The 23,571-nt window shown below is 45.1% G+C and carries 16 protein-coding genes, 1 tRNA gene and 2 pseudogenes; 12 read left to right on the top strand and 7 right to left on the bottom strand.

The window, feature by feature from the left end; translation table 11 throughout:
• Nucleotides 1–27: 27 nt before the first annotated feature.
• A tRNA-Ser gene (locus myaer_RS14215) sits at nucleotides 28–112 on the bottom strand.
• 421 nt (nucleotides 113–533) lie between these two features.
• Here myaer_RS14215 and myaer_RS14210 point away from each other — a divergent pair.
• From myaer_RS14210 to myaer_RS14200, 3 genes are all read left to right on the top strand, one after another.
• Nucleotides 534–1,295, top strand: coding sequence for a peptidylprolyl isomerase (locus tag myaer_RS14210; protein WP_046662570.1), 762 nt, complete (start codon nucleotides 534–536; stop codon nucleotides 1,293–1,295).
• Nucleotides 1,296–1,370: 75 nt separating this feature from the next.
• Nucleotides 1,371–4,340: a peptidase domain-containing ABC transporter gene (locus tag myaer_RS14205; protein WP_046662569.1), complete on the top strand. Its 2,970-nt coding sequence runs from the start codon at nucleotides 1,371–1,373 to the stop codon at nucleotides 4,338–4,340.
• Nucleotides 4,341–4,473: 133 nt separating this feature from the next.
• On the top strand, nucleotides 4,474–6,243 hold the full coding sequence (locus myaer_RS14200; protein WP_046662568.1) for an HlyD family efflux transporter periplasmic adaptor subunit: 1,770 nt from the start codon (nucleotides 4,474–4,476) through the stop codon (nucleotides 6,241–6,243).
• On the opposite strand, the gene hisA is transcribed toward myaer_RS14200, so the two are convergent.
• Nucleotides 6,240–7,001 carry a 1-(5-phosphoribosyl)-5-[(5-phosphoribosylamino)methylideneamino]imidazole-4-carboxamide isomerase gene (hisA, locus tag myaer_RS14195; RefSeq protein ID WP_046662567.1) on the bottom strand — a complete coding sequence of 254 codons (762 nt, stop codon included), beginning with the start codon at nucleotides 6,999–7,001 and terminating at the stop codon, nucleotides 6,240–6,242. The two genes, myaer_RS14200 and hisA, sit on opposite strands and share 4 nt — an antisense overlap.
• 491 nt (nucleotides 7,002–7,492) lie before the next feature.
• Here hisA and myaer_RS14190 point away from each other — a divergent pair, with 491 nt between their 5' ends.
• From myaer_RS14190 to myaer_RS14180, 3 genes are all read left to right on the top strand, one after another.
• Nucleotides 7,493–7,774, top strand: coding sequence for a helix-turn-helix domain-containing protein (locus myaer_RS14190; protein ID WP_046662566.1), 282 nt, complete (start codon nucleotides 7,493–7,495; stop codon nucleotides 7,772–7,774).
• Nucleotides 7,758–8,309, top strand: a complete 552-nt coding sequence (locus tag myaer_RS14185; protein WP_046662565.1) for a TolB family protein — start codon at nucleotides 7,758–7,760, stop codon at nucleotides 8,307–8,309. Before myaer_RS14190 ends, myaer_RS14185 begins: the two co-directional genes overlap by 17 nt.
• Before the next feature lie 421 nt (nucleotides 8,310–8,730).
• Nucleotides 8,731–10,584 (top strand): hypothetical protein, encoded by a 1,854-nt coding sequence (locus myaer_RS14180; RefSeq protein WP_080949764.1) that lies wholly within the window; start codon nucleotides 8,731–8,733, stop codon nucleotides 10,582–10,584.
• A gap of 116 nt (nucleotides 10,585–10,700) precedes the next feature.
• Here the strand turns inward: myaer_RS14180 and myaer_RS14175 are convergent.
• Nucleotides 10,701–10,850, bottom strand: a pseudogene (locus tag myaer_RS14175) (IS982 family transposase); the annotation flags it as partial.
• 444 nt (nucleotides 10,851–11,294) lie between these two features.
• On the opposite strand from myaer_RS14175, the pseudogene myaer_RS14165 reads away from it, so the two are divergent.
• Nucleotides 11,295–11,657: pseudogene (locus myaer_RS14165) on the top strand (transposase); the annotation flags it as partial.
• Nucleotides 11,658–11,789: 132 nt separating this feature from the next.
• Entirely contained in the window at nucleotides 11,790–12,191 is a 402-nt protein-coding gene (locus tag myaer_RS14160) for a fasciclin domain-containing protein (RefSeq protein WP_002803963.1), read from the top strand.
• 601 nt (nucleotides 12,192–12,792) lie between these two features.
• On the opposite strand, the gene glgB is transcribed toward myaer_RS14160, so the two are convergent.
• The 3 genes from glgB to psbH form a co-directional block, all read right to left on the bottom strand.
• A complete protein-coding gene (gene glgB, locus myaer_RS14150) occupies nucleotides 12,793–15,072 on the bottom strand; it encodes a 1,4-alpha-glucan branching enzyme (RefSeq protein ID WP_046662564.1) in 2,280 nt (759 codons plus the stop codon).
• Nucleotides 15,073–15,388: 316 nt separating this feature from the next.
• On the bottom strand, nucleotides 15,389–15,637 hold the full coding sequence (locus tag myaer_RS14145; protein ID WP_002743526.1) for a TatA/E family twin arginine-targeting protein translocase: 249 nt from the start codon (nucleotides 15,635–15,637) through the stop codon (nucleotides 15,389–15,391).
• Between the two features lie 104 nt (nucleotides 15,638–15,741).
• Entirely contained in the window at nucleotides 15,742–15,936 is a 195-nt protein-coding gene (psbH, locus tag myaer_RS14140) for a photosystem II reaction center phosphoprotein PsbH (RefSeq protein WP_002736544.1), read from the bottom strand.
• A 441-nt stretch (nucleotides 15,937–16,377) separates the two neighbouring features.
• Here psbH and myaer_RS14135 point away from each other — a divergent pair, with 441 nt between their 5' ends.
• From myaer_RS14135 to myaer_RS14125, 3 genes are all read left to right on the top strand, one after another.
• Nucleotides 16,378–16,977, top strand: coding sequence for a superoxide dismutase (locus myaer_RS14135; RefSeq protein WP_002762409.1), 600 nt, complete (start codon nucleotides 16,378–16,380; stop codon nucleotides 16,975–16,977).
• A 310-nt stretch (nucleotides 16,978–17,287) separates the two neighbouring features.
• Entirely contained in the window at nucleotides 17,288–18,082 is a 795-nt protein-coding gene (locus myaer_RS14130) for an alpha/beta fold hydrolase (RefSeq protein WP_046662563.1), read from the top strand.
• Entirely contained in the window at nucleotides 18,042–18,938 is an 897-nt protein-coding gene (locus tag myaer_RS14125; protein WP_046662562.1) for a tRNA (5-methylaminomethyl-2-thiouridine)(34)-methyltransferase MnmD, read from the top strand. Before myaer_RS14130 ends, myaer_RS14125 begins: the two co-directional genes overlap by 41 nt.
• A 130-nt stretch (nucleotides 18,939–19,068) precedes the next feature.
• On the opposite strand, the gene myaer_RS14120 is transcribed toward myaer_RS14125, so the two are convergent.
• Entirely contained in the window at nucleotides 19,069–21,291 is a 2,223-nt protein-coding gene (locus myaer_RS14120; protein ID WP_046662561.1) for a molybdopterin oxidoreductase family protein, read from the bottom strand.
• Nucleotides 21,292–21,533: 242 nt separating this feature from the next.
• Here myaer_RS14120 and myaer_RS14115 point away from each other — a divergent pair, with 242 nt between their 5' ends.
• The gene (locus myaer_RS14115) at nucleotides 21,534–23,498 is read left to right on the top strand and encodes a DNA polymerase III subunit gamma/tau (protein WP_046662560.1); all 1,965 of its coding nucleotides are present in this window, start codon (nucleotides 21,534–21,536) and stop codon (nucleotides 23,496–23,498) included.
• Nucleotides 23,499–23,571 lie beyond the last annotated feature (73 nt).

Genomic DNA, 23,571 nt, shown 5'->3' with positions numbered 1-23,571 from the left:
CTGAGTCTCAATTTGATTGGTTGAGTACGGAGAGGGTGGGATTTGAACCCACGAACCATTGCTGGTTACTCGATTTCAAGTCGAGCGCGATCGACCACTCTGCCACCTCTCCAAGGCAGCTAGACCTATATCCTATCATTATATCTCTTGCATAAATCAAAAAATTTTCCGCAAATGTAGGCAAAAGGGGTGCATATTATAGGGTTAAGGGTTAAGGGTTAAAATTTCCGCTTTTCCCCTTCCCCCACTTCTGCAAGAAGTCTATTCTAGTCAATTAGAGGCGTGATTAGGGGTTTCTGAGCAGGATTTTAGGCAGGCCTACTGGCCGGGCCAATTCCCCTCACCACCCCCACCAAGAGGACCGACTTATTCCTTTAATTTCTGTAATTTTCGGCTTTCACGGGGGAAAACTCAAATTAGAATAGGGGGGAATACCTTGAAATCCCTCTTTTGACGTATAATCACCTCAATAAAATTTAGAAGCTTCTAGAGTTTATAGTTTTAAGCCTTTCTGTGAGGAAAATGTATTTATTATGAGTTCAATTATTGAAATCGGCGACCAAAAAGTTAGCGAGTCACAGGTATTGCCTCTTTTGGCAAAATATGGTATGTTACCGCAGTTAATCCGGGAAGTAATTATCGAGAAAGCGATCGCCAATATCAGCTGCAATCCCGAAGAAAGAAACGCCGCCTATTCCCGTTTCTATCAAAATAATCAAATTGCCAACGATGAACAAATGAAATCTTGGTTACAACAAAACGGAATGGATTCCGAACAACTAGAATATCTAATTCTTCGGGACATTAAATTGGAAAAATTTAAACAGGAGACTTGGGATAACAAAGTAGAATCCTACTTCTTGCAAGTCAAAAATCAGTTGGATAAGGTGGTTTATTCGCTGATTCGGACAAAAAATCTCGGCATTGCCCAGGAACTATTTTTCCGGATACAGGATCGAGAAAATAGCTTCGCTGAACTAGCCAAAAAATACTCCCAAGGCTCAGAAGCGGAAACTGGAGGACTAATTGGACCGGTGGAACTGAGCGCCCCCCATCCCCAGATTGGGCAAATTCTCAAGGCAAGTAAACCGGGGCAAGTGTGGCCACCGACGCAAGTGGGAGAATGGGTCGTGATTGTCCGGCTAGAAAAATATTTATCCTGTGAACTGGATCCTCCCACCCGTCAACGCTTACGCAATGATTTATTCCAACAATGGTTAACGGCTCAAATGCAAACAGTGAAATTTATCTCCGAATCAACCCCAGTCAATGGCGAGCAGCTATCACTTATATAGCATCCCTTGCAACACTGGGTAAACCCAGTCTTCTCGCCTAATTATTTGCCAACTTAGTCAATTTTCGCCTAGCTAATGAGTTACACCACTTTAGATTTTACCGCTTTTCTGGAGACTGTACAGCCCTTTGATCGCCTGCCCGTCGAGGTTAGACGTTCCCTTGGCCAGAAATTACAACCCTTTCGCTATGAGATGGGCAATGCGATGCTCAAGTGCGATCTCTTACCCTCTCACCTCGTCCTTCTCTACGAGGGAGAGGCCAGACTTTTGGGTTACGATGCTAGGGTTAACAATCCGCTGCCGGTCACTTTGGCTAAATTGCAGCCAGGAGATTTATTCGGGTGGATCAGTCTTCTGCGCGGTACCCCCTGTGAAACAGTCATCGCTTCTTCGGAAGTCACTATCTGTTTAACCTTAAAACAAGAGGATTTTTGGTCTTTAATCAATAATTATCCTGAATTTAAGCAATATTTCTTTAAACAAAGCTCGATCGCTGAAGTTTATGCTGTCCTAGGCTCCTATCTTAATCAACAGGCCTGGGGTGGGGGCGACCTCAAAGAAATTGCTCAGGCTCTTTTAAACAAAGCTTGTGTGTCCTACAACCAGATTGACGATGATTATCTCTGGTTAGTCAGCGAAAATACCGATAATTATCCTATCGGCACAGTTATCACCCAGAATAATCTGACTAACACCAGATTATTAGGTCTTTCCTCCGACCAGTTAGATGAATTCTTGACAGTGGAAACCGAAGCGGCCGCAGCAACAGAAACGGATGATATCCTAGAAACCCAAGTCATCAAGGGAAATAAACCCACCCAGGTATTAGATATCCCCCAAGGAAGAATAAGCGACATCACCAGCGATATCGACCTTGAAAAAACTGTCAAGAAAAACGGCAAATCCTATCCTTTTTTCAGGGGAAAAACGGAACTAGAAGCGGTGAGTGCCTGTTTTCAGATGCTCTGCAAATATTTTAATATCCCCTTTCGCAAGGACGTGATCCAACGCATTCTAGGGGATCAACTGCAAAGAACTGGCAGCCTTTCCCTGCCCCTGTGTGGGGCTGTGGCCGAGGTAGTAGGACTCGATAGCCAATTAGTACCCCTAAATGCTTCTTCCTTGCCCAATATCAACCCTCCTGCCCTAATTCGCTGGCAAGATAGCATCGTTATCCTCTACGAAATTAATCAACGGGAAACCACGATCGCCGTTCCCGAACGGGGGATAATTAAACGCAAAACCAGCGAATTTCTGGAATCTTGGGGCGAAAAAGGGGAAGTAATTCTGCTTAAACCCACCAAACACACCCAGCAACAGCGTTTTGGCCTATCATGGTTTTGGCCTTCTGTCAAGAAACATAAACGAGTCTTAATAGAAGTTTTTATTGCTTCTTTCTTCGTGCAGTTATTTGCCCTGGCCAATCCCTTGATGATTCAGGTGATCATCGATAAAGTGATCGTGCAGAATAGCCCGGAAACTCTGAACACCCTCGGGGTTTTCCTCTTGGTAATTGCCGTTTTTGAGGGAATTTTAACCTTTTTGAGAACATCCCTGTTTGTCGATACCACTAACCGCATCGACATGACCCTTGGTTCAGAAATTATCGATCACCTGCTGCGCTTACCCCTGAAATACTTTGAACGGCGGCCAGTGGGGGAAATTTCGACAAGAATCAACGAATTAGAGAATATTCGGCAATTTTTAACGGGGACAGCCCTAACAGTGGTGTTAGATGCCATTTTCTCGGTTATCTACATCGTGGTTATGTTGATCTATAGCCCGATCCTAACCGTTTGGGCCCTGGGAGTCGTGCCGATTTTAGTTCTCTCCACAGCTATTTTCGCACCGATCGTGCGGCGACAACTGCGAGCAAAAGCCGAACGAAATGCCGAAACCCAATCCTATCTAGTGGAGGTAATGACGGGAATTCAAACGGTGAAAGCACAGAATATCGAATTGCGTTCCCGTTGGCAGTGGCAAGAACGTTATGCGCGCTATGTGGCCGAAGGTTTTCAAACGGTAATGACCTCCACTTTGGCCGGTTCCTTTAGTCACTTCTTTAACCAATTATCGGGTTTATTAGTGCTGTGGGTGGGGGCGGCCTTAGTTTTGGACCAAAAACTCACCCTTGGTCAATTAATCGCCTTCCGGATTATCGCTTCCTACGTTACCTCGCCGATTCTGCGTTTGACCCAACTCTGGCAAAACTTCCAAGAAACCGGCTTATCCCTGGAAAGATTAGCCGATATCGTCGATACTCCCCAAGAAGCGGAACTTGATCGCCAAAATATACCCATGCCCTTAATTAAAGGCCATGTCACCTACGAAAACCTCGCTTTCCGCTTCAATCCCCACGGCGCCCTGCAACTATACAACGTCAATTTAGAATTCCCCGCCGGCACCTTTGTCGCTTTGGTGGGAGAAAGTGGCGCCGGGAAAAGTACCATCACTAAACTATTGGCCCGTCTCTACGAACCAGAATCGGGACGGATTCTCATCGATGGCTATGATATCAACAAAGTGGAACTCTATTCCCTGCGTCGTCAAATCGGCATGGTTCCCCAAGAAACCCTATTATTTGACGGTACGGTACAGGAAAATATCGCCCTGACTAACCCCGATGCGACTGTGGAGGAAATTGTCTCGGCAGCGAGAGCAGCTGCAGCCCACGAATTTATTATGACCCTACCCAATGGCTATAATACCCGCGTCGGTGAACGGGGGGCATCCCTATCCGGGGGACAACGACAACGGGTTGCGATCGCTCGTTCCGTCCTGCAAAGACCGCAAATTCTCATTCTTGATGAGGCCACCAGCGCCCTCGACTATAATACCGAACGGCAAGTGTGTCTGAATCTCAAAGAAGCTTTCAAGGATCATACGGTCTTCTTTATCACCCATCGTTTAGCTTCGATTAAATCCGCCGATGTTATTGTCATGATGGATAAAGGGACAGTAGCGGAGGAAGGCACCCACGAGGAATTAATGGCCAAAAAAGGCCTTTACTATACCCTCTATAAACAACAGGATTCGCAAATCTAGTCAGTCAGTTATCAGTTATCAGTTATCAGTTATCAGTAAACGGTTATCGGTTCACTGATTACTGTTTACTGTTCACTGGACGGCTACGCCGTGCCTTTGGCAACACTGAAAAAATAAATATAGGAGAATCTTCATGAACGGTAATTCTAACAACGGCCACAACGGCAACGGCAACGGTAAAAGCGATGAACTGACCCAAGCGGGTAAAAACGTGGCTACTACCACGAAAAATAAAAGTATTACCCCTTCTTTACCCACTTTCAGCCCACCGGAACAATCGGTGATCCTGAAACAATCGCCCATTTGGTCGCGGACGATTATCTGGACATTAATGAGTGTCACCACTGCCGCTTTAATTTGGTCAGCATTCGCCAAAATCGAGCAGGTGGTGGGCGCCCAAGGACAACTTAAACCCCAGGGCAAAGTGCAAGAAGTACAATCACCGGTGAATGGGGTAGTACAGGAAGTTACAGTTAAAGACGGCGATCGAGTTAACAAAGGTGATGTACTGGTTTTAATGGATTCCAGTGCCTCGAAAGTGCAGTTGGAATCTTTGAGAACAATTCGCGCCACTGCCGAGAAGGAAAATCAATTCTATCGTCTCTTAATGGCGCAGGATCTGACGCCGGCACAAGTGGAAAGTTCGATCACTCAATTAAAATTACCGAGTGAAATCGCCGATTTAGCGCGTAATCGTGCCGCTTTGGTGGCAGAAAATCAACTTTATCAAGCACAGGTCAGTGAAGTTGCCTCTAGCTCTGCTTTACAAGGGGAGCAATTAGCTCGTTTAGAGGCGGCCCAACGGGAGGCCAATTCTCGACAAGCGGCTGCTAGATTGGAAATGGAACAATTAGAAAAACAATTGGCCCAAACCAGGGTACAGTTGGCCGATGCCCGCTCGCAATTAATCAATGATCGCTTCGTCTTAGAAGAAATTAAGACTCGTAATGCCAATGCGATGAAACAGGGCGAAGAAAGCTTGGATATCGAGCGTAATATTCTTAAGGATATTGAACCCTTGGAAGAAGAAGGAGCGGTCGCCCGTTATCAGATCAACAAGCAAAGACAGTCGGTCACTGACCGCCAGAATGAACTGCAGCAGCAAGAGGCTAACGGCAAAATCGATCGAGAAAAACAAGAGAAAGAAGTACAAACCCGCATCGCCGAAATTTCCCGCCTGGAACAGGAAGAAAAGCGTTATTTCCTGTTGATCTCCCAAGCGCGAGAAAAGCTGATTAATACCACGGTAATCACGGAAAAAGATGTGCGCGATAAAATGGCGGACAATTACAAACGGATCGCTGAAATCGATAGTCAGATCAGTCGCGTTATCATTGATAATAACAAGCGCATTGCTGAGTTAGATAGTGAAATTAGTCAAGCACAACAGACGATTAAATATCAAAAAATTACCGCCCCGATTGATGGTGTGGTCTTCGATCTCAAGGCCCGGCCCGGGTTTGTTCCCCAACCAAGTCAAGCGGAAGCATTATTAAAACTTGTTCCCGATGGCTGTCCCACTGAGGTGAAAGATGCCGCTAAAGGTTGTTTAGTGGCAGAGGTGGACGTGACTAACCAAGACATCGGTTTTGTGCGCGTGGGACAAAAGGCCGATATTCGCATTGATTCCTTTTCCTACAGTGAATACGGCGATATTAAGGGAGAAGTAATCTCGATCGGTTCCGATGCTCTACCTCCCGACGAAAATCACCGTTTTTATCGGTTCCCCGTCCGGGTACGCTTGAACAGTCAAGATTTAGTTTTGAAAGATCAATCCACTCTACCGCTGCAATCGGGGATGTCCGTGAGCGTTAACATCAAAGTCAATGAAAATCGCACCGTTTTGGGACTATTTACCGATATGTTCAATAAACAGGTGGATACTCTCAAACAAGTCCGTTAAACGAAAAAATTCGGGGGTACATCCTGCCAACGGCCCGAACCGATGGCGTTAATCGCTTCCGAGAGGTTAACCGCACCGGTATAAAGAGCGCGGCCCACGATTACTCCCGTTACTCCTAAAGGTTCCAAAGACAATAAACTCAGTAGGTCTGTCAGGGAACTAATGCCCCCAGAGGCGATCACGGGAATTTCGACAGATTCGGCTAATTCTCGCAAAGCGGCGAGATTAGGACCAGAAAGGGTGCCATCTCGATGAATATCAGTGTAGATAATCGTGCTGGCTCCTCTTTTTGCCATATCTTGACCAAGAGCGATCGCCTCTACCTCGGAAGTTTCTAACCAACCCCGCGTGGCTACTTTGCCATCGCGAGCATCAATACCGACAATTATTTGCCCCGGAAAGCTTTGACAAAGTTCGCTGACTAATTCCGGCTTTTCTACGGCTACTGTCCCTAAAATCGCCTTTTCTACCCCGATTTTCAGGAGATTACTCACCGTTTCTAGATCTCGCAGTCCACCCCCCACCTGCACGGGAATGGCAATATCATTAAGAATTGTTTCAATAGTTGACAAATTAACCGATTTACCCTCTTTAGCTCCATCCAAATCAACTAAATGTAATCTGGTTGCCCCCTGATTGACCCATTCTCGCGCCACTATTGCGGGATTATCGTTAAAAACCTGCGATTGTTGGTAATCTCCCTGATAAAGTCGCACACATTTGCCATCGAGAATATCAATAGCGGGGATAACTTCCATGTTTTTCTTAATATCTAACTAAGGAGCGTTTTTTATTATATAGTACCAGCCGTCAGCCTTGAATCAGTTATCAGTGATCGGTGATCAGTTTTGAGTCTGACAGGGGAACAAACCCTCTCAAAGCATTGTCCACAAAAGTTTTGAGGCTCTTCAGTTACAAACAGATACATCGCTTTCAGCCAAAAAGCTAAGGAGAGAATCAGGGATTTGGGCGAACTTACTAGAAATCTTTATCAACAACGGGGGATCAGCTGCATCGAACTTTTTGGCTCGAACACCCCAAAAAGCCTGTGCTGTAAGGAGTTCAGCCAGTTTGTCCTCCTGTCAGGTTTTGAGTATTCAGTGAGCAGTATGTATTAAGTGTGCATCATCAAATGGCAGTAACAGTGCTGTATTTTCACTGATTACTGATCACTGATTACTGATTATCGATTCCTAGGAGAAAAATTTCTTCTAGAATGATAAGTAGATATACTAGAGGAATTATACTCATGTCTGCTGGGAAGTTTCAAACAGCCGCTTCATTATCCGATCGAGAGCTAGAAATACTCGATTTGGTGGCTAATGGTTTAACTAATCAAGAAATCTCGGAAAAGCTAGAGATTAGTAAGCGTACCGTCGATAATCATATTAGCAATATCTTGACAAAAACAAAAACCGATAATCGGGTGGAATTGGTGCGCTGGGCATTGCATTGGGGTAAAGTTTGTCTTGATGATATTAATTGTTGTATCCTTCCTTCCCCAGCAGCGACCGATGATCAGGTTTCCTAAACTTCTGGGACTTTTGCTTGCGGTTAATATCATCAGTCTGGGGGGATGTAGTGATGCGGGTTTTGTCACCCCTCCCCAACAGCTTTTAGGAAATACTTTAAATACTCCTTCCTCTGAAGATAATCCCCGTTTTAACTACGATGGTCGTTATCTGGTCTTTGCCTCCGATCGCAGGGGTCAACGAACGATTTATTTATTCGATCGAGTGGCTAATCGTTTAGTTCCCCTACCCGGGTTAAATCAAGCAAAAACCTATCAAGATCAACCGGATATTAGTGCCGATGGTCGCTATATTGTTTATGTATCGGAACAGTCCGGTAAACCCGATATATATATTTATGATCGACAAACTCTGCAAGCAAAAAATATCACCGACAATATTTTAGGAGAAGTGCGTCGTCCGACGATTAGTGGTAACGGTCGTTTTATTGCTTTTGAAAGTAATCGTTTTGGTCAATGGAATCTGGAAATATTCGATCGAGGTGGTGAAATTTCTCCTTCTTTACCCCCGATCAATTCTTCCCCGTCCCGATGATCAGTGATCAGTAAACAGCAATCAGTAATCAGTGAAAAAACAGCACTGTTACTGCCAATAGACCTCGACCTAATATTATCCCAAGACCAAAAGTATTTCTAGTTAAGGAATCTACCTGAATAAAAATTATTTTAATTGCCTCATATTTTTTCAGTAAAATTGAATTAGCAACGATAGATATACATTACAGCCATTGAACTGCTTAGTTAGTACATAGACCAAAAGCAAGCTGTGACTGGGTTATAATTTTTGGAGATGTCTAATGATGCTCACTTAATACATACTACTCACTGATAACTGATAACTGATAACTGATAACTGATAACTGATAACTGATAAGGCCGACAGCTTTCTTTTGCCTTTGGCCTTTTTACTTGCTATAAAGTAGGTTTATTGAAGAAGTGGAGGCAATCATCATCCTATGGCGATAATGGCAAAATCATTTAGACAAAGACTGGCAGAGATTTTCGGGTTTGACCTGCGATCGCTGGCTTTATTTCGCATTGCCTTGGCGTTAGTGGTTTTAGTAGATTTATCGGTTCGTTTTAGCCAAGTAACTGCCCATTACAGCGAATTAGGGGTTTTACCACTAGAAAGCTTATCGAAAGTCTCTGCTAGTCCTTTTTACTGGTCGATTTTTGCTCTCAGTGACTCGGTACTGGTGCAGAGTATCCTGTTTATTGTGGCTATAGGGATGGCATTATTGCTTCTAATTGGCTATCATACCCGTTTAGTCACGATCGCCACTTGGGCGCTAATCGTCTCTTTACATCATCGCAACCCCCTGTTACTATTTGCCGCCGATGACGTAATCCGGGCAGTATTATTCTGGGCGATGTTTTTACCTCTCGGCGCCTGTTATTCCGTGGAAAGTGCCTTAAACACCAATCCTAACCCCTTACCCAAGCGTGTGGTTTCGGCTGCCACGGTGGCTTTTATGATACAGGTGTGTTACATCTATATGTGGTCAGCGGCCTTTAAAACCAAAAGTGAGACTTGGTGGCCCGACGGTACAGCCGTTTATTACTCTCTCAGTTACGATCAATACGGTACTGCTTTTGCCGGTTTCTTACTATCTTTACCGCCACAATTACTAAAAATCCTCACCTTTTCAGCCTTAATCTTTGAATGGGTGGGTCCACTGCTAATTTTTATCCCCTTTCGCAATAGTTTCTTCAAAATAGTCGCTATTCTTTCGTTTATTCTCTTACATATCGGTTTTGGTCTCAGTTTTCATCTGGGAATTTTCCCGTTTTTGAGTATTACCCATTGGTTGCCCATCATCCCTAGTCTTGTCTGGGATTGGGGACAAAAACGGATGAGAAACCCAGAAAGAGAAGGTTTAAGGATTAATTATGATCGAGATTGTGGATTTTGCAAAAAAGTTGTTCATCTTCTCCGCACTTTTCTTATTTTACCCGGCACTCCCCTGTTAGTCGCTCAGGATAACCCCTCAATATACGAGGATATGGTGGCCCAAAATTCTTGGGTGGTGGAAGATTGGCAGGGAAAACGTCGGTTTAAATGGTCAGCAGTGGTTTATATTGTCAGTCTTTCGCCAATTTTCTGGTTTTTAGAGCCAATTTTGCGTTTACCGCTCCTCATGGCCCTGGGAACGAGAATTTATGAGTGGATTGCCTCCCATCGTCGTTTTATGGGCAATTTCACCAAACCGCTCAAGTTTCGTCCCCTGACGATTAAATCCTCTTTACCTTTAAATATTTTGGTAATTTTCTTCTTATTGTTGACCAGTATCTGGAATTTACGCAGTTTTGTCCGGCAATCGGTCGATAGGGGCGATTTAAATACACCTTTAGTTCAATCCCTCGATCGCTTGCTCACCCGTCGTACTTTTAATACAATTGATATTTTGGCAAGAGTTACCCGTTTAGACCAATATTGGACTATTTTTGCTCCTGGTCCGCCTCGCGATGATGCTTGGTTTGTGGCAGTCAGTCAATTAGCCGATGGTTCCACGGTGGATATATTTAGGGAAGGACAGCCGGTAATTTGGGATAAACCCACGGAAAGCGATCGCAATCATTTGTATAAAACCATGCAGTGGCGACAATATTTTATTAATCTTAATCGAGCTATCGGTCGGTCAGTTTATGGAGAGTTTGGTCAGTATCTCTGTCAAAACTGGAATCAGCAGCACGGTAGTGATCAACAGATTAAATCCCTGCAACTTTATATTATGCGGGAAAGGACAGTCCCTCCCGGAGAAAAACAGGGAATCGAAAAAGAACTACTCTGGCAGCAAAACTGTCTTTAATCAGTCATCAGTCATCAGTCATCAGTTATCAGTTATTAGCCAGATCAAAGTTATCTTGTAACTAGGGTCTGCTGAAAAAGTTTATTGGTGGGGTTAGGAGTCGGGAGTCGGGAGGGGATCAAGATGGTCATAATTTCGCTTAAAGTCAAGATTTTGCCACGTTTACGAGCTTTATTATCGGGCCAAAGCCTTGTCTGTTCTAATTTAGGTTCAAATACACGGCATCCGTCGTCGACATGACAGAAAAGAGCTTCTCGACTAGACATAGATGGGTTGGGGGTGCTGAGTTTATATATTTTTCAGCTTACTGGCCCCCGCCTTTTCTTTCCACCCTTATCCCCAACTGACGTTATCGAAAATTTGGGTTAAAACCCCGTCCTTTTAGGACGGCTTTAAGCTAGAATAAAAAAGCGATAACCAAGCTAAAAACTGAACCTTGACAACAGATAGTAGGGGGTTTTGTTCAGAAAAGAATTCAAATTCGGCCTTGAACGAGTAAAACTTTCTAGGAAATAAGGTTGAACATTAGATTTTTTCGACTTGTTCAAAGTGGCCGGAGGGCATTCGGACACTCAAAACGGACGTGGAGAAAGAGTCAGACTTAAGCAATTAAGCGTTTTTCGGTGAAGCGTCAACCCCATTCAGCGACCACCCTAAAAAAGTGGCGTGGTGAGGAATCGCCGTCCGTTTTACGGCGGCGAGGATGTCAATTAGTTGCTCAACGTCATCCTCAAGCCAAGAAAATTAAAGTAGTTCAAGATAATCCGAATACTCATGTCAAAGCATCTCTTTATCAAGCTTTTACCCCAGTCGAAGCAAGACGCATTCTGGATAAATTGGAGTTTCATTATACTCCTAAACATGGAAGTTGGTTAAATATGGCTGAAATTGAGTTGAGTGTTTTAAGCCGACAGTGCCTTGATCGGCGTATTGAAGACAAGGAAATCTTAACAGAAGAAGTAGCAGCTGGGGAAAAACGCAGAAATGAAAATTCTGCTCCTGTAGATTGGCGATTTACCACTGAAGATGCCCGAATTAAATTAAAAAGATTGTATCCGTCAATAACATCTTGACAGACCACTAGCAGTAGAACTTAAAGCATCGACAAACTTGAAATGTTTTTGGATTTTGGATTTTAGATCTTTGGGACAAGATTAAGTTTAAAATCTGAAATAGATGATTTTTTTGAGGATCGAGTCAAGTTTATGGCAGATATTGTCGATATTGCGGTCAGTGCCGATAATTTTAAAACTCTAGTGACGGCGGTACAAGCCGCTAATCTCGTGGACGCCCTAAAAAGTCCTGGCCCGTTCACGGTTTTTGCCCCCACCGATGAAGCTTTTGCCAAATTGCCCCCCGGGACGATTACAACCCTAGTGCAGAATATCCCCCAATTAACCCGAATTCTCACCTATCACGTCGTTGCGGGCAAATATATGCAGGAAGATTTGGCGAAATTGGCTGTAGTGACTTCTCTGGAGGGTTCACCGATTCCCATCGATTGTAGCGAAGGTTTTGAGGTGAAAAATGCCACGGTTGTCGCAGGTAATATCGAGGCGGATAATGGTGTCATCCACGTCATCGATACGGTGATCCTGATGGGTTAGTTTTTGACCGGCTTTTCCCCGGGCTGCATCCAGGGCAAATCTGTATTATTTAGTAACCAAATATACAGAAACTTTTGCTTGTTTATGGTTGCGATGATCGACTACCTGTTCAGACCATCTAATGGCTTTGCTACCATAAATATTAACGAAAAAGTAAGGAAATATTAAGGGAGATGAAAAATGGTTAACCAGTTTCTCCCCCTGATTAATTTTCGCCTTAGAATGCCGGTTTATCCACGTCGGTCAATATTCCTTTGAGAATGATCGTTTACCAGAAAGTTTTGTTCATATCGGTAGTCTCGCTGAATTAGCTCACCAACGACAAAAATATATTCTTAGCCATCTCGACAGTAATGGTAACGTGGAAGAACTCGCTCAAGAATGGGTGCAAACACTGCTCGCTAATCTAACAACTTAATAGTTTCTGGAAAATTCAGCCAAAAAAGAGGCCACTTTCCGCAAGATGACCTCTAAATTTTTTTGTTAGGGGTTGGGTGTTGGGGTTTTAGGGTGTTAGGGTGTTAGGGTTTTAGTTGAATTCCCCCATTCCCCCACTTCCCACACCCCACACCCCACACCCCATACCCTACACCCCACTTACCTATTCCCCAGAAGCATTAGGACTGATTTTGAGAACTAAAACCCCTAAAGGTGGTAAACAGAGATCAATCGAGTAGGGACGGCTATGATAGGACCATTCCTCCGACCATTTACCGCCGAGGTTGCCCATATTACTACCGCCATATTTACCCGCATCGCTGTTAAAGATTTCCTGATAAAAACCGGGATGGGGTACACCAACGCGATAATGGCTGTGGGGTTGGGGAGTAAAATTACAGACCACCACCAGAAACTCCTGCCAATTTTTGCTCCAGCGCAGGAAAGAAACGACGCTATGACTATTATCACTACAGTCGATCCACTCAAAGCCATCCTGACCAAAATCCTGGGTATATAAAGCAGGTTCACTCTTATAGGTGGCGTTCAAATCCGAGAAAAAGCGTTTTAGCTGTTGATGGGGTTGATGCTGCAAAAGACCCCACTCCAAATCACCCCAAACATTCCACTCACTCCACTGACCAAATTCCATGCTCATAAACATGGTTTTCTTGCCGGGGTGGGTAAACATATAACTAAATAATGCCCGGACATTGGCAAATTTTTGCCACTCATCCCCCGGCATTTTGCCAATCATATTACTTTTGCCGTGAACCACTTCATCGTGGGACAAAGCCAGCATATAATTCTCGCTGTGGTTATACCACATACTAAAAGTGACATTATTTTGATGGAATTGACGGAACCAGGGATCCATGCCGAAATAATCGAGCATATCGTGCATCCAGCCCATATTCCACTTTAAATTAAAGCCTAAACCGCCCATATAGGTGGGCCAGGATACCATCGGCCAAGCGGTGGATTCTTCGGCAATAGAGAGAATTCCGGGGAAATAGCTAAAAATTACATGATTGACTTGACGCAGGAATTCCGCGGCCTCTAAATTTTCCCGGCCACCGTACTCGTTAGCCACCCATTCCCCATCTTTACGACAATAATCGAGATAGAGCATAGAAGCCACCGCGTCCACGCGAATACCATCAATATGGTACTTATCGAACCAAAATAGGGCATTAGCCACCAGGAAATTTCTGACCTCGTTGCGACCATAGTTAAAAATTAAGGTTCCCCATTCCTTGTGTTCCCCTTTGCGCGGGTCGCCGTGTTCATAAAGATGAGTACCATCAAAGAAAGCTAACCCGTGGCCATCTTTGGGGAAGTGACCGGGGACCCAATCCACTAGCACACCAAGGCCATTTTGGTGACATTGATCGATAAAATACATAAAATCTTCAGGATTGCCGTAGCGACTGGTGGGGGCAAAATAACCCGTCACTTGATAACCCCAAGAACCATCAAAGGGATGCTCGGCGATCGGTAATAATTCGATATGGGTGTAACCTAATTCTTTAACGTAGGGAATCAGTTTTTCGGCTAACTCGTAGTAACTCAAAAAACGCGCCCCAGTGTTCCATTCCGACACGGGAACCGCTTCCCCGGACCCGGCAAGTAAACGGGGAGGTTCGGCACTAGAAGCGTGCAGCCAAGAACCGAGGTGTAATTCGTAAACGGAAACCGGTTGAGTTAAAGGATCGCTATGGCGGCGTTTTTCCATCCAATCGCTATCATCCCAAGTATAGCTATCTAAATTAGCCACGATCGAGGCGGTTTTCGGGCGTACTTCTTGGGCAAAACCGTAGGGATCAGATTTTTCGTAAATATGACCTTCCCAATTTTTGATCTCGTATTTATATTTAGTGCCAACACCGATTTCTGGGATAAACAATTCCCAGACCATATTATTACGTTTCCGCATTTGGTGATCCCGACCATCCCAGCTATTAAAATCACCAATAATCGAGACGTTGCGGGCATTAGGGGCCCAAACGGCAAAATAAACCCCTTTAATACCTTCGATTTCAGCTAAATGCGCCCCTAATTTTTCATAAATGCGGTGATGGTTGCCTTCCCCAAACAGATGTAAATCAAAATCGCTCAGTTTGGCAGAACGGAAGGCATAGGAATCATAGATGACCCGTTCCTGTTCTCCCTCCTGGATGCGTAATTGATAATTGTTCAGTTCACCGATATCGATGACGCACTCGAAAAAATGGGGGTGATAAGCGGTCGTCATGGGATATTCTTGTCTTTGGGACGGTAAAATAACCCAAGCAGCCGTGGTTTTCGGTAAATAGGCTCTAACAACCCATTTATTTACTTTTCCTTCTTCTTCTAGGGGATGGGCCCCCAAAACCTCAAAGGGATCGTGATGGAGGTTGTTGACGATTTGATGGACTTGTTCGGGGGATACCACTATAGACATTCATTTACCACTCTTGACATCTACAATACTTATAGCAAGGAAATAGTCATTTTTTCCTTGTCTTCTGGGAATTCTCAAACTAATGATATATTCTGCCTACTCATCGAACTATGGCCTTGACTGCTGCCAAAATTGTCGTCTTTAAAGACGATTTTGCGCTCCGAAACCTGATTTCCCGCTTTTTTGGTCAAAAAAACTAGCGAGTAAAAGTGGCGGCCGATGGTAAAACTGCCAATTTAATCCGGCTCTGGTCATTCTCGATGTTAATCTAGCGGATAGCCTCGAATTTGACCTACACTACATCTCTACACGGTTCTTAACTGGAACGAGTTTGATCCCTAGGAGATTGACTTTCTTCTAATTCAGCTTTGATTTTTACCGAGTCTTCAATCTGCTGGGCCTCTCGCTTAAATTCACTTTCAAATTCCTTTGATGCTTCTTGAAATCCTCGAATCGTTTTGCCTAAACTGCGACCGATTTCTGGTAATTTTTTTGGTCCGAAAACTAGCAGGGCAATCAAGAGAATTAATCCCATTTCTGGCAATCCAATCCCAAAAATATTCATGTTTTTGCTCCTAATAAAAAAATCGCGGTGGGCAATAACCCACCTGCCAAAGTCCGCGGGACAATTCTGCGGCCAAAAATGCCGACGAGATTGTTGGAATCTGCTTACTGACCCCAATCTACATTAAATCCTTCTAAAATTAGGGAGGAGTTGTAGATCTGTAAAATAATCAGCAAAAAGACTAAAAACAGAGCCATAAACACTCCCATCAGCAAGGTAGTTCCCCAACCGGGGGAAACTTTACCATATTCCGAGTTGAGGGGACGAAGGATTTCACCTAAGCGTGTACGCTGTGCCATAAGTTACCAAGAAAGATCTGTAAATGATAATTTTGTATTGATCCGTAATTTGACGAACTGCCAACCGGCCAACCCAGTGAGATAAAATCTACTGCTGTTGCCAGTGGAACTTTTTTGGTCTAATTCCTAACGGAATCGTTTTTCGCCTGCCCTGCCACGCCCACAAGAATCTGCAAGCGCCTACAGTATGGGAATTATTTTAACATTGTTTGGTGATCTTCTCAGGATTTAGGAGACGGTCAATAGGGGTTGGGGTGATTTTTCAGTAATCAGTTATCAGTCAGGGGTTGGGGTGATGGGGGAGAAGGGAGAAAAAAGCTGATCAGTGATCACTGATCACTAATAACCGATCAAGTCTCCTTCGGTGCTATGATCAAGGATGTAAAGTTTTATCAACACTACCTTAAACAAGCTCTCAAGAGAGGATATAAAGAACCACAGATGGCTTACACACTTCCCCCTTTACCCTACGATTACACTGCCTTAGAGCCTTGCATCACCAAAAGTACCCTAGAATTCCACCACGACAAGCACCACGCCGCTTATGTCAATAACTATAACGGTTTGGTCAAAGATACGGAACTCGATGCTCTCTCTTTAGAAGAAGTTATCGTTAAGGTTGCCGGTGATGCCTCTAAAGCTGGGGTTTTCAACAATGCCGCCCAAGCATGGAATCATAGTTTTTATTGGGACTGCATGAAACCGGGTGGTGGCGGTGCGCCTACCGGTGCTTTAGCCGATAAAATTAACGCAGATTTCGGTAGTTTCGAGAAATTTGTCGAAGCTTTCAAAACTGCGGGCGCTACTCAATTCGGTAGCGGCTGGGCTTGGTTGGTTCTCGATAACGGTACTCTCAAAGTTACCAAAACCGGCAACGCTGACAATCCTTTAACCGCCGGACAGGTTCCCCTCCTAACTATGGATGTGTGGGAACACGCTTATTATCTCGACTACCAAAATCGTCGTCCCGATTACATCAGCGACTTTTTAACCAAGTTAGTTAATTGGGATTTCGTGGCTGCTAATTTAGCCGCAGCCTAAAAATTTAGCTCAGTTAAGTAGGTGGGTGGAATTAAATATAAAATGAACGTAGGTTGGGCTGAAGCATGAAACCCAACTCCCGCATGGGTTACGCTACCGCTAACCCATCCTACAAATAATTGTGCCTACCTACTTAATCAGTTATCAGTTATCAGCTATCAGTTATCAGGGGTTGGGGAGCAGGGAGAAACCATCCATAGGTTGGGGGTTAATACTACTCTTAAAATTGGCAAATCTCTCTAATATTAATTATCCTTAAAAATAGATAACCAGAAAAAACTTTTTTAACATCGATCGCGCTTCTCGCACAATGGAACAACCTGTCAGTTGGATTATTCCCCGTCATCCCCGTCCCGATTATCCCCTGTTTGTATTTTTACCCGGAATGGATGGCAGCGGTCAACTGTACCATCGTCAGATTAACAACCTTGCCCCTTACTTCGATCTGCGTTGTTTGGCGATTTCCCCGCAATATCTCGGTGATTGGGAGGAATTAAGCGACTGCGTGATCGCTTTATTGGCCCAAGAATTAAAGCAACAATCGAGAAAAGTCTATCTTTGCGGAGAGTCTTTTGGTGGCTGTTTAGCCTTGAAAATAGCGACAAAATCACCAAAATTAATTAAAAAACTGATTTTAATTAACCCCGCTTCTTCTTTTAATCAAAGACCTCTTTTAAGCTTGGGAATCGGTATCACCCAGATGATGCCCGATTTCATCCACAGCAGCTCGGCCCTAACTATTTTACCCTTTCTGGCCGCTCTGGGTCGAATGTCTAGGGAAGATCGCCGCTCTCTCCTCAAAGCCATGCAATACGTCCCACCGAAGACGATTAGCTGGCGTTTATCCCAGTTACAACGGTTTCAGGTTAGTGCCAGCGAGTTAAAAGCTCTGCAATTGGAGGTGTTATTGATAGCCAGTCAAGGGGACCGACTGTTACCATCGGTAGCGGAGGCTAAACGCCTAATTCAGCAGTTACCCGCAGCAAAATTAACGATTCTACCCAATAGTGGTCACGCTTGCCTGCTGGAAACCGATATTCACCTCAAAGACATTCTCCATCACCATGCTTGTCTCCCCCGAAGCTTACCCGCAAAAAGTCACTGAGGATGGTTCTTATACCTTTTTTTCGACCGAATTCGGAGAATGTTATCATTCTACCTCCGGGGCAAGGGAAGAAGCCGAGAAAAAATTTATCCTCTCCAGTCGTCTGGCAGCAAAAGCAACCCAGAGCAATAATCTAAAAATTCTTGACATTTGTTACGGCTTAGGGTATAATGCCGCCGCGGCCTTAGCGGCCATTTGGCAAGTTAGGGGGGATTGTCGGGTAGAATTATTAGCTTTAGAAAGCGATCGAGTGGTTCCCCTCGCGGCTATTAGAGAAAATCTCTTAAATAGTTGGAGTCAACCAATTCCCCAATATTTAAATGATTTTGCCCATAATCACCGGCTAGACCTGCCTAATCTCACAGCTAAACTGTTAATCGGGGATGCGCGACAGACGATAACCAAGGTGATTGAGGCGGGTTTTCAAGCAGAGGCAATTTTTCTCGATCCCTTTTCCCCGGGTAAATGTCCGCAACTGTGGACGGTGGAGTTTTTAGCTTTAGTGGCCAAATGCCTGAGTCCGACGGGTTATTTAGTCACCTATTCCTGTGCTGCCTCGGTGCGAAGGGCGTTACAATTAGCGGGATTGCAGATTGGGGCCACCGATAGCGTCGGTCGGCGATCGCCGGGGACAATAGCCAGTTTTTTGTCCTTACCCCCATCTTTATCGGCACAGGAACGGGAACATCTGCAAACTAAAGCCGCTATTCCCTATCGAGACGCGACTTTAAGCGACCCAGCCGAAGTGATTATACAACGTCGTCGCAGCGAACAGGCCCTCTCTGATTTAGAACCGACTAGCCACTGGAAAAAACGTTGGCAAAGATCGTTTAATTCGATCGAAATCTCGAAATGAGAATAGTCTAGTTAAATGCCTGATAATTGGGGATTTTGTTCTTGTAATAGCAATTTTCTCAACAAAAACTACCTATGAGATTGTAGCCAATTGGTATAACAAAAGTAACCAAAGGGAAAGCCAAATTTGATTAGGGAGTTGCCAGAAATTGACCGGGAGATAATTCGGCATTAACTAAAGACTTGATCGGGATTAATTTGACGGCACAAGCTTTTAATTCCGGTTGCAGGGAAATCGGACAAGCAGCCGGATGGGTGAGACTATTGGCCTCAGCATTTTCTGCCCATAAAGCCCCCCAGTGCATCGGCACAAAGACACAATTAGGAGCAATTGCTTTGGTAATTAAAGCGGGAAAACGGGCAGAACCGCGACGAGAACGCACCTCCACCCATTCCCCAGCTTCTATGCCCAATTTTGCCGCATCTTGGGGATGAATTTCCAGAAAAGGTGCGGGGTGCATTTTGACAATTTTCTCGATGCGGCCGGTGCGGGTTTGGGTGTGCCAGTGACCGTACAAACGCCCCACGGTCAACACTAGGGGATATTCCTCGTCGGGGGGTTCCGCTAGACCTTTACTGTGGTAGGCGGCGAAAACAGCACGACCATCGGCAGTATTAAATTTACCATCGGTATAAAGGCGTTTTGCGGCTGTTTTTTGGCTTTTATGGTCATTTTTAACTAAATTACCTAGTAATTCCCCAGAATTAGCGGTTTTAGGGGCGGAAATTTCATCGATGGAATCGGGCCACGGTCGGGGAGTCTCGGCCAGGCGATCATAATTAATCGCCGTCATATCACAAGGACGTTTATATGTCAAGCGGACAAACTCGGAATGTACCTCGGCCGAATCCTGAAAATTAAATTGTGCCTGAAACCCCAAACGGCGACCAACTTCGGCAAAAATTTGCCAATCGGCCTGAGCTTGACCGACGGGAGGACGAAAAGCCTTATTTAAAGTCACCACGCGCTCAGAATTGGTCATTGTTCCCGTTTTTTCACCCCATTGGGCTGCTGGCAGTAATAAATGGGCGTAGGCACTGGTTTCTGTGGGATAGTAGGCATCCTGATAGACAGTAAAAGGTGATTTTAACAGGGCCGCCTGGGTACGTTTTAGATCAGGCATACTAACAGCCGGATTAGTGGCGGCAATCCAGAGAAGTTTGACATCTCCCGTCTCCAAACCGGTAATCATACTCCAAGCATCGCGACCGGGGACCGGAGAAATCCGACCAGCAGGTAAACCCCAAGCTTGTTCCACTTCGGCCCGGTGTTGGGGATTTTTGACGGAACGATAACCGGGCAGAAGATGGCAGAGGCCGCCGGCTTCCCGTCCCCCCATGGCGTTAGGTTGTCCGGTTAGGGAAAAAGGACCGGCCCCGGGCTTACCGATATTAGCCGTCATTAGGTGTAAATTGATTAAAGTGCGGGCTTTGGCCGTGCCTTCCCTAGATTGATTGATACCCATCGACCAAAGGGAAAGGACTCTTTTCGATTCGGCCCAGTAGCGGGCAGCCTGTTCTAAATCCTCAATGGGGATACCGCATTTAGGGGCGACTATTTCGGGGGGATAATGGCGGATAATTTCGGCGTATTTGTGGAAATCTCGGGTACATTTATCGATAAAATAGGTATCGATCGCCCCCCAATTCAGTAACAGGTGAGCAATCCCGTTAAATAGGTCAATATCGGTCCCGGGGTTAATGGCTAGGTGGAGATTAGCGGCCTCGGCGGTTTTGGTGCTGCGGGGATCAACGACGATTAATTTCGCTTGTTGGTTGCGTTTGAGATACTTGTGCAGACGGTTAAAGATGATGGGGTGACATTCGGCCGTATTTGTCCCCACCAAAAAGGCACAATCGGTTAATTCTAGGTCATCGTAACAGCAGGGGGGACCGTCGGATCCGAAACTGTCCAGATAAGCGGCCACGGCCGAAGACATACAGAGACGGGAATTAGCATCAAAGTTATTGACTCCCAGACAGCCTTTGACCAGTTTTTGGGCGATGTAGTAATCTTCGGTGTGAAATTGTCCCGAACCGTATAGACAGATACTTTCCTTTTCCCCCTGAGCGATTAGAGTTTGAATGCGGTTAACGATGCGATCAAGGGCTTCTTCCCAGGTACAAGGACGGAATTGCTCTTGGAGAGAATCGCGGATCATCGGGGTTTTGAGGCGATTTTTATCGATTGATTCCGCTACGGTAGCCCCTTTAACACAGATCATACCTTGACTGGAGGGGTGGGACTTGTCCCCGAAGACTTTCCATGCTTGTCCGGCCGACGCGGGGGGGGTGACTGTCAAACCACAACCTACTCCACAGTAAGGACATTGGGTTTTTGTAGATTCAGTCATAAGCAGTTGGTCTGATTAGTGGCGCTGTCTTTGGGCATACTAAGATAGTCGGCAGATTTTCTCGGCCAAATTGTAGTTATTAATACAATTTATTACAAGCCTTAGCCAAATTGCCATTTTCGTGATGCAAATCGCGCATTAAACCTGTCTAGATCAAAAGCATACACTTGTTCTCGTGTTGAAAAAGAATCGGGATAGGATAATAGTAGTCTCTAGGGTGCGGAAAAAGTTTTCAGCCAGTCATGACCTACGAACCTCTACATCATAAGTATCGTCCCCAAACCTTTGCCGATTTGGTGGGACAATCAGCGATCGCCACGACCCTGAGTAATGCCTTAATCAGTGAGCGAATCGCTCCTGCATACCTATTTACTGGACCCAGAGGCACGGGGAAAACCTCCTCGGCGCGAATTTTAGCCAAATCCCTCAACTGTCTGTCTAGTGACCATCCGACACCGATTCCCTGCGGTAAGTGTTCCGTCTGTCAAGCGATCGCCAATGGTTCGGCCCTAGACGTGATCGAAATTGATGCCGCTAGTAATACCGGTGTGGATAACATTCGGGAAATTATCGAGCGATCGCAATTTGCCCCCGTCCAATGTCGTTATAAAGTCTATGTCATCGATGAATGCCATATGCTCAGTACGGCGGCCTTTAATGCTTTGCTGAAAACTCTGGAAGAACCGCCGGATCGAGTGATTTTTGTGCTTGCTACCACGGATCCTCAGCGTGTCTTGCCTACCATCATCTCCCGTTGTCAACGCTTTGATTATCGCCGTATTGCTCTCGATGCGATGGTGGCGCACCTGCAAAAAATCGCCCAAATAGAAGCGATCGATATTAACCTAGAAGCATTAACCCTTGTGGCTCAGATCGCTAACGGTGGTTTACGCGATGCCGAAAGTCTCCTCGATCAATTAAGTTTACTCGCAGGAACGATTACGGCCGAGCGAGTCTGGGATTTAGTCGGTGCAGTCCCCGAAAGAGACCTCTTAACCCTACTTAAAGTCATTCATGGCAATATTCCCGATCAAGTTATCGAACAATGTCGCCATCTGATGAATCGCGGGAAGGAACCTTTAATCGTCTTGCAAAATCTAGCGGGATTCTATTTAAACCTACTTTTAGCCAAAACCGCCCCTAATCGTCCAGAAATGGTGGCTGTCACCGCTCCCACTTGGCAGGAACTGTGTACGGAAGCGCGTACTTGGTCTTTAGAGGAAATTCTCCGCGGTCAACAACTGCTTAAAGACAGCGAAACGCAACTAAAAAACACCACTCAACCCCGTCTCTGGTTAGAAGTCACTCTATTAGGACTGTTACCGCAAGCACAGGTGATTCCTCTAGTTACCACGACAGTGCCTTCCCGTCCCCAAACCAGCGTCGAGAGGCCCCCTGAAGTGATCACAGCACCGGCGCCGGTGAATCAACCGATCAAACCGGCGGTTATCACCCCGACAACTAGCGTCGCAGTGCCGAAAACTGAGGTTAAAACTGTTGCCAGTGATGACAATCATGAACAAATTTGGCAGCAGGTTTTAGAAGTAATGGAACCCCCCACTACTCGCACTCTCTTGCGTCAGCACGGCAGTCTTTTTAATATGGAAGAATCGAGTGCTTATTTAAGCATATCTTCGGAACAATTATTAAAAATGGCCCGGCTGCGCTTGACTAATATTGAGTCAGCTTTCGAGGCAGTTTTTCGGCGCCGGATTAAAGTTCATTTACAGGTAGGTTTCGCCACTGCTGCCATGGCTGCGGAAGTTTCCCCATCACCGGCGGCCAGGATACAAGCATCACCGGAAACCGCACCAACCCCACCAATAACTCCCGAAAATAAAGTTATGACTGTGGTGGATATTCCCCCGGTCAAAGAAGCAATTATCGAGAAAAAAGAAGCAAAGATCACCGCAGCCAGAAACCCAAAAACTCCTAGCACAGAACTGCCCCAAAAAATCTTAAATTTTGATTCATCTTTAGAGACATTAGATCAAGATGTAGATGTTAGCGAAATTTTGGCGGCTGCTCAAAAGTTAGCGAAATCTTTTGATGGTGAAGTGGTCAATATGGGTTATTCACTGCCGGAAAATTCGGCCGCAGAAACTAAAGTTAATAAGTCTGTGGAAAATATGACTATCGTGCGCGGGAGACCTGATGTTAACGAAATTTTAGACAGTTTGGAGGAGGACGAAGACCTGCCTTTTTAAAGCTATCTCAACGGCTTGTGCTAAACTGATAAGATATGCCACGTCTCAGGATTGGCTATTCTTGCTCAAATTC

The organism is Microcystis aeruginosa NIES-2549, assembly GCF_000981785.2.
GTDB classification, from domain to species: Bacteria; Cyanobacteriota; Cyanobacteriia; order Cyanobacteriales; family Microcystaceae; genus Microcystis; species Microcystis aeruginosa_C.
Note: the sequence above shows the minus strand (reverse complement) of the source record. Positions and strands in the feature narration are given on the sequence as shown.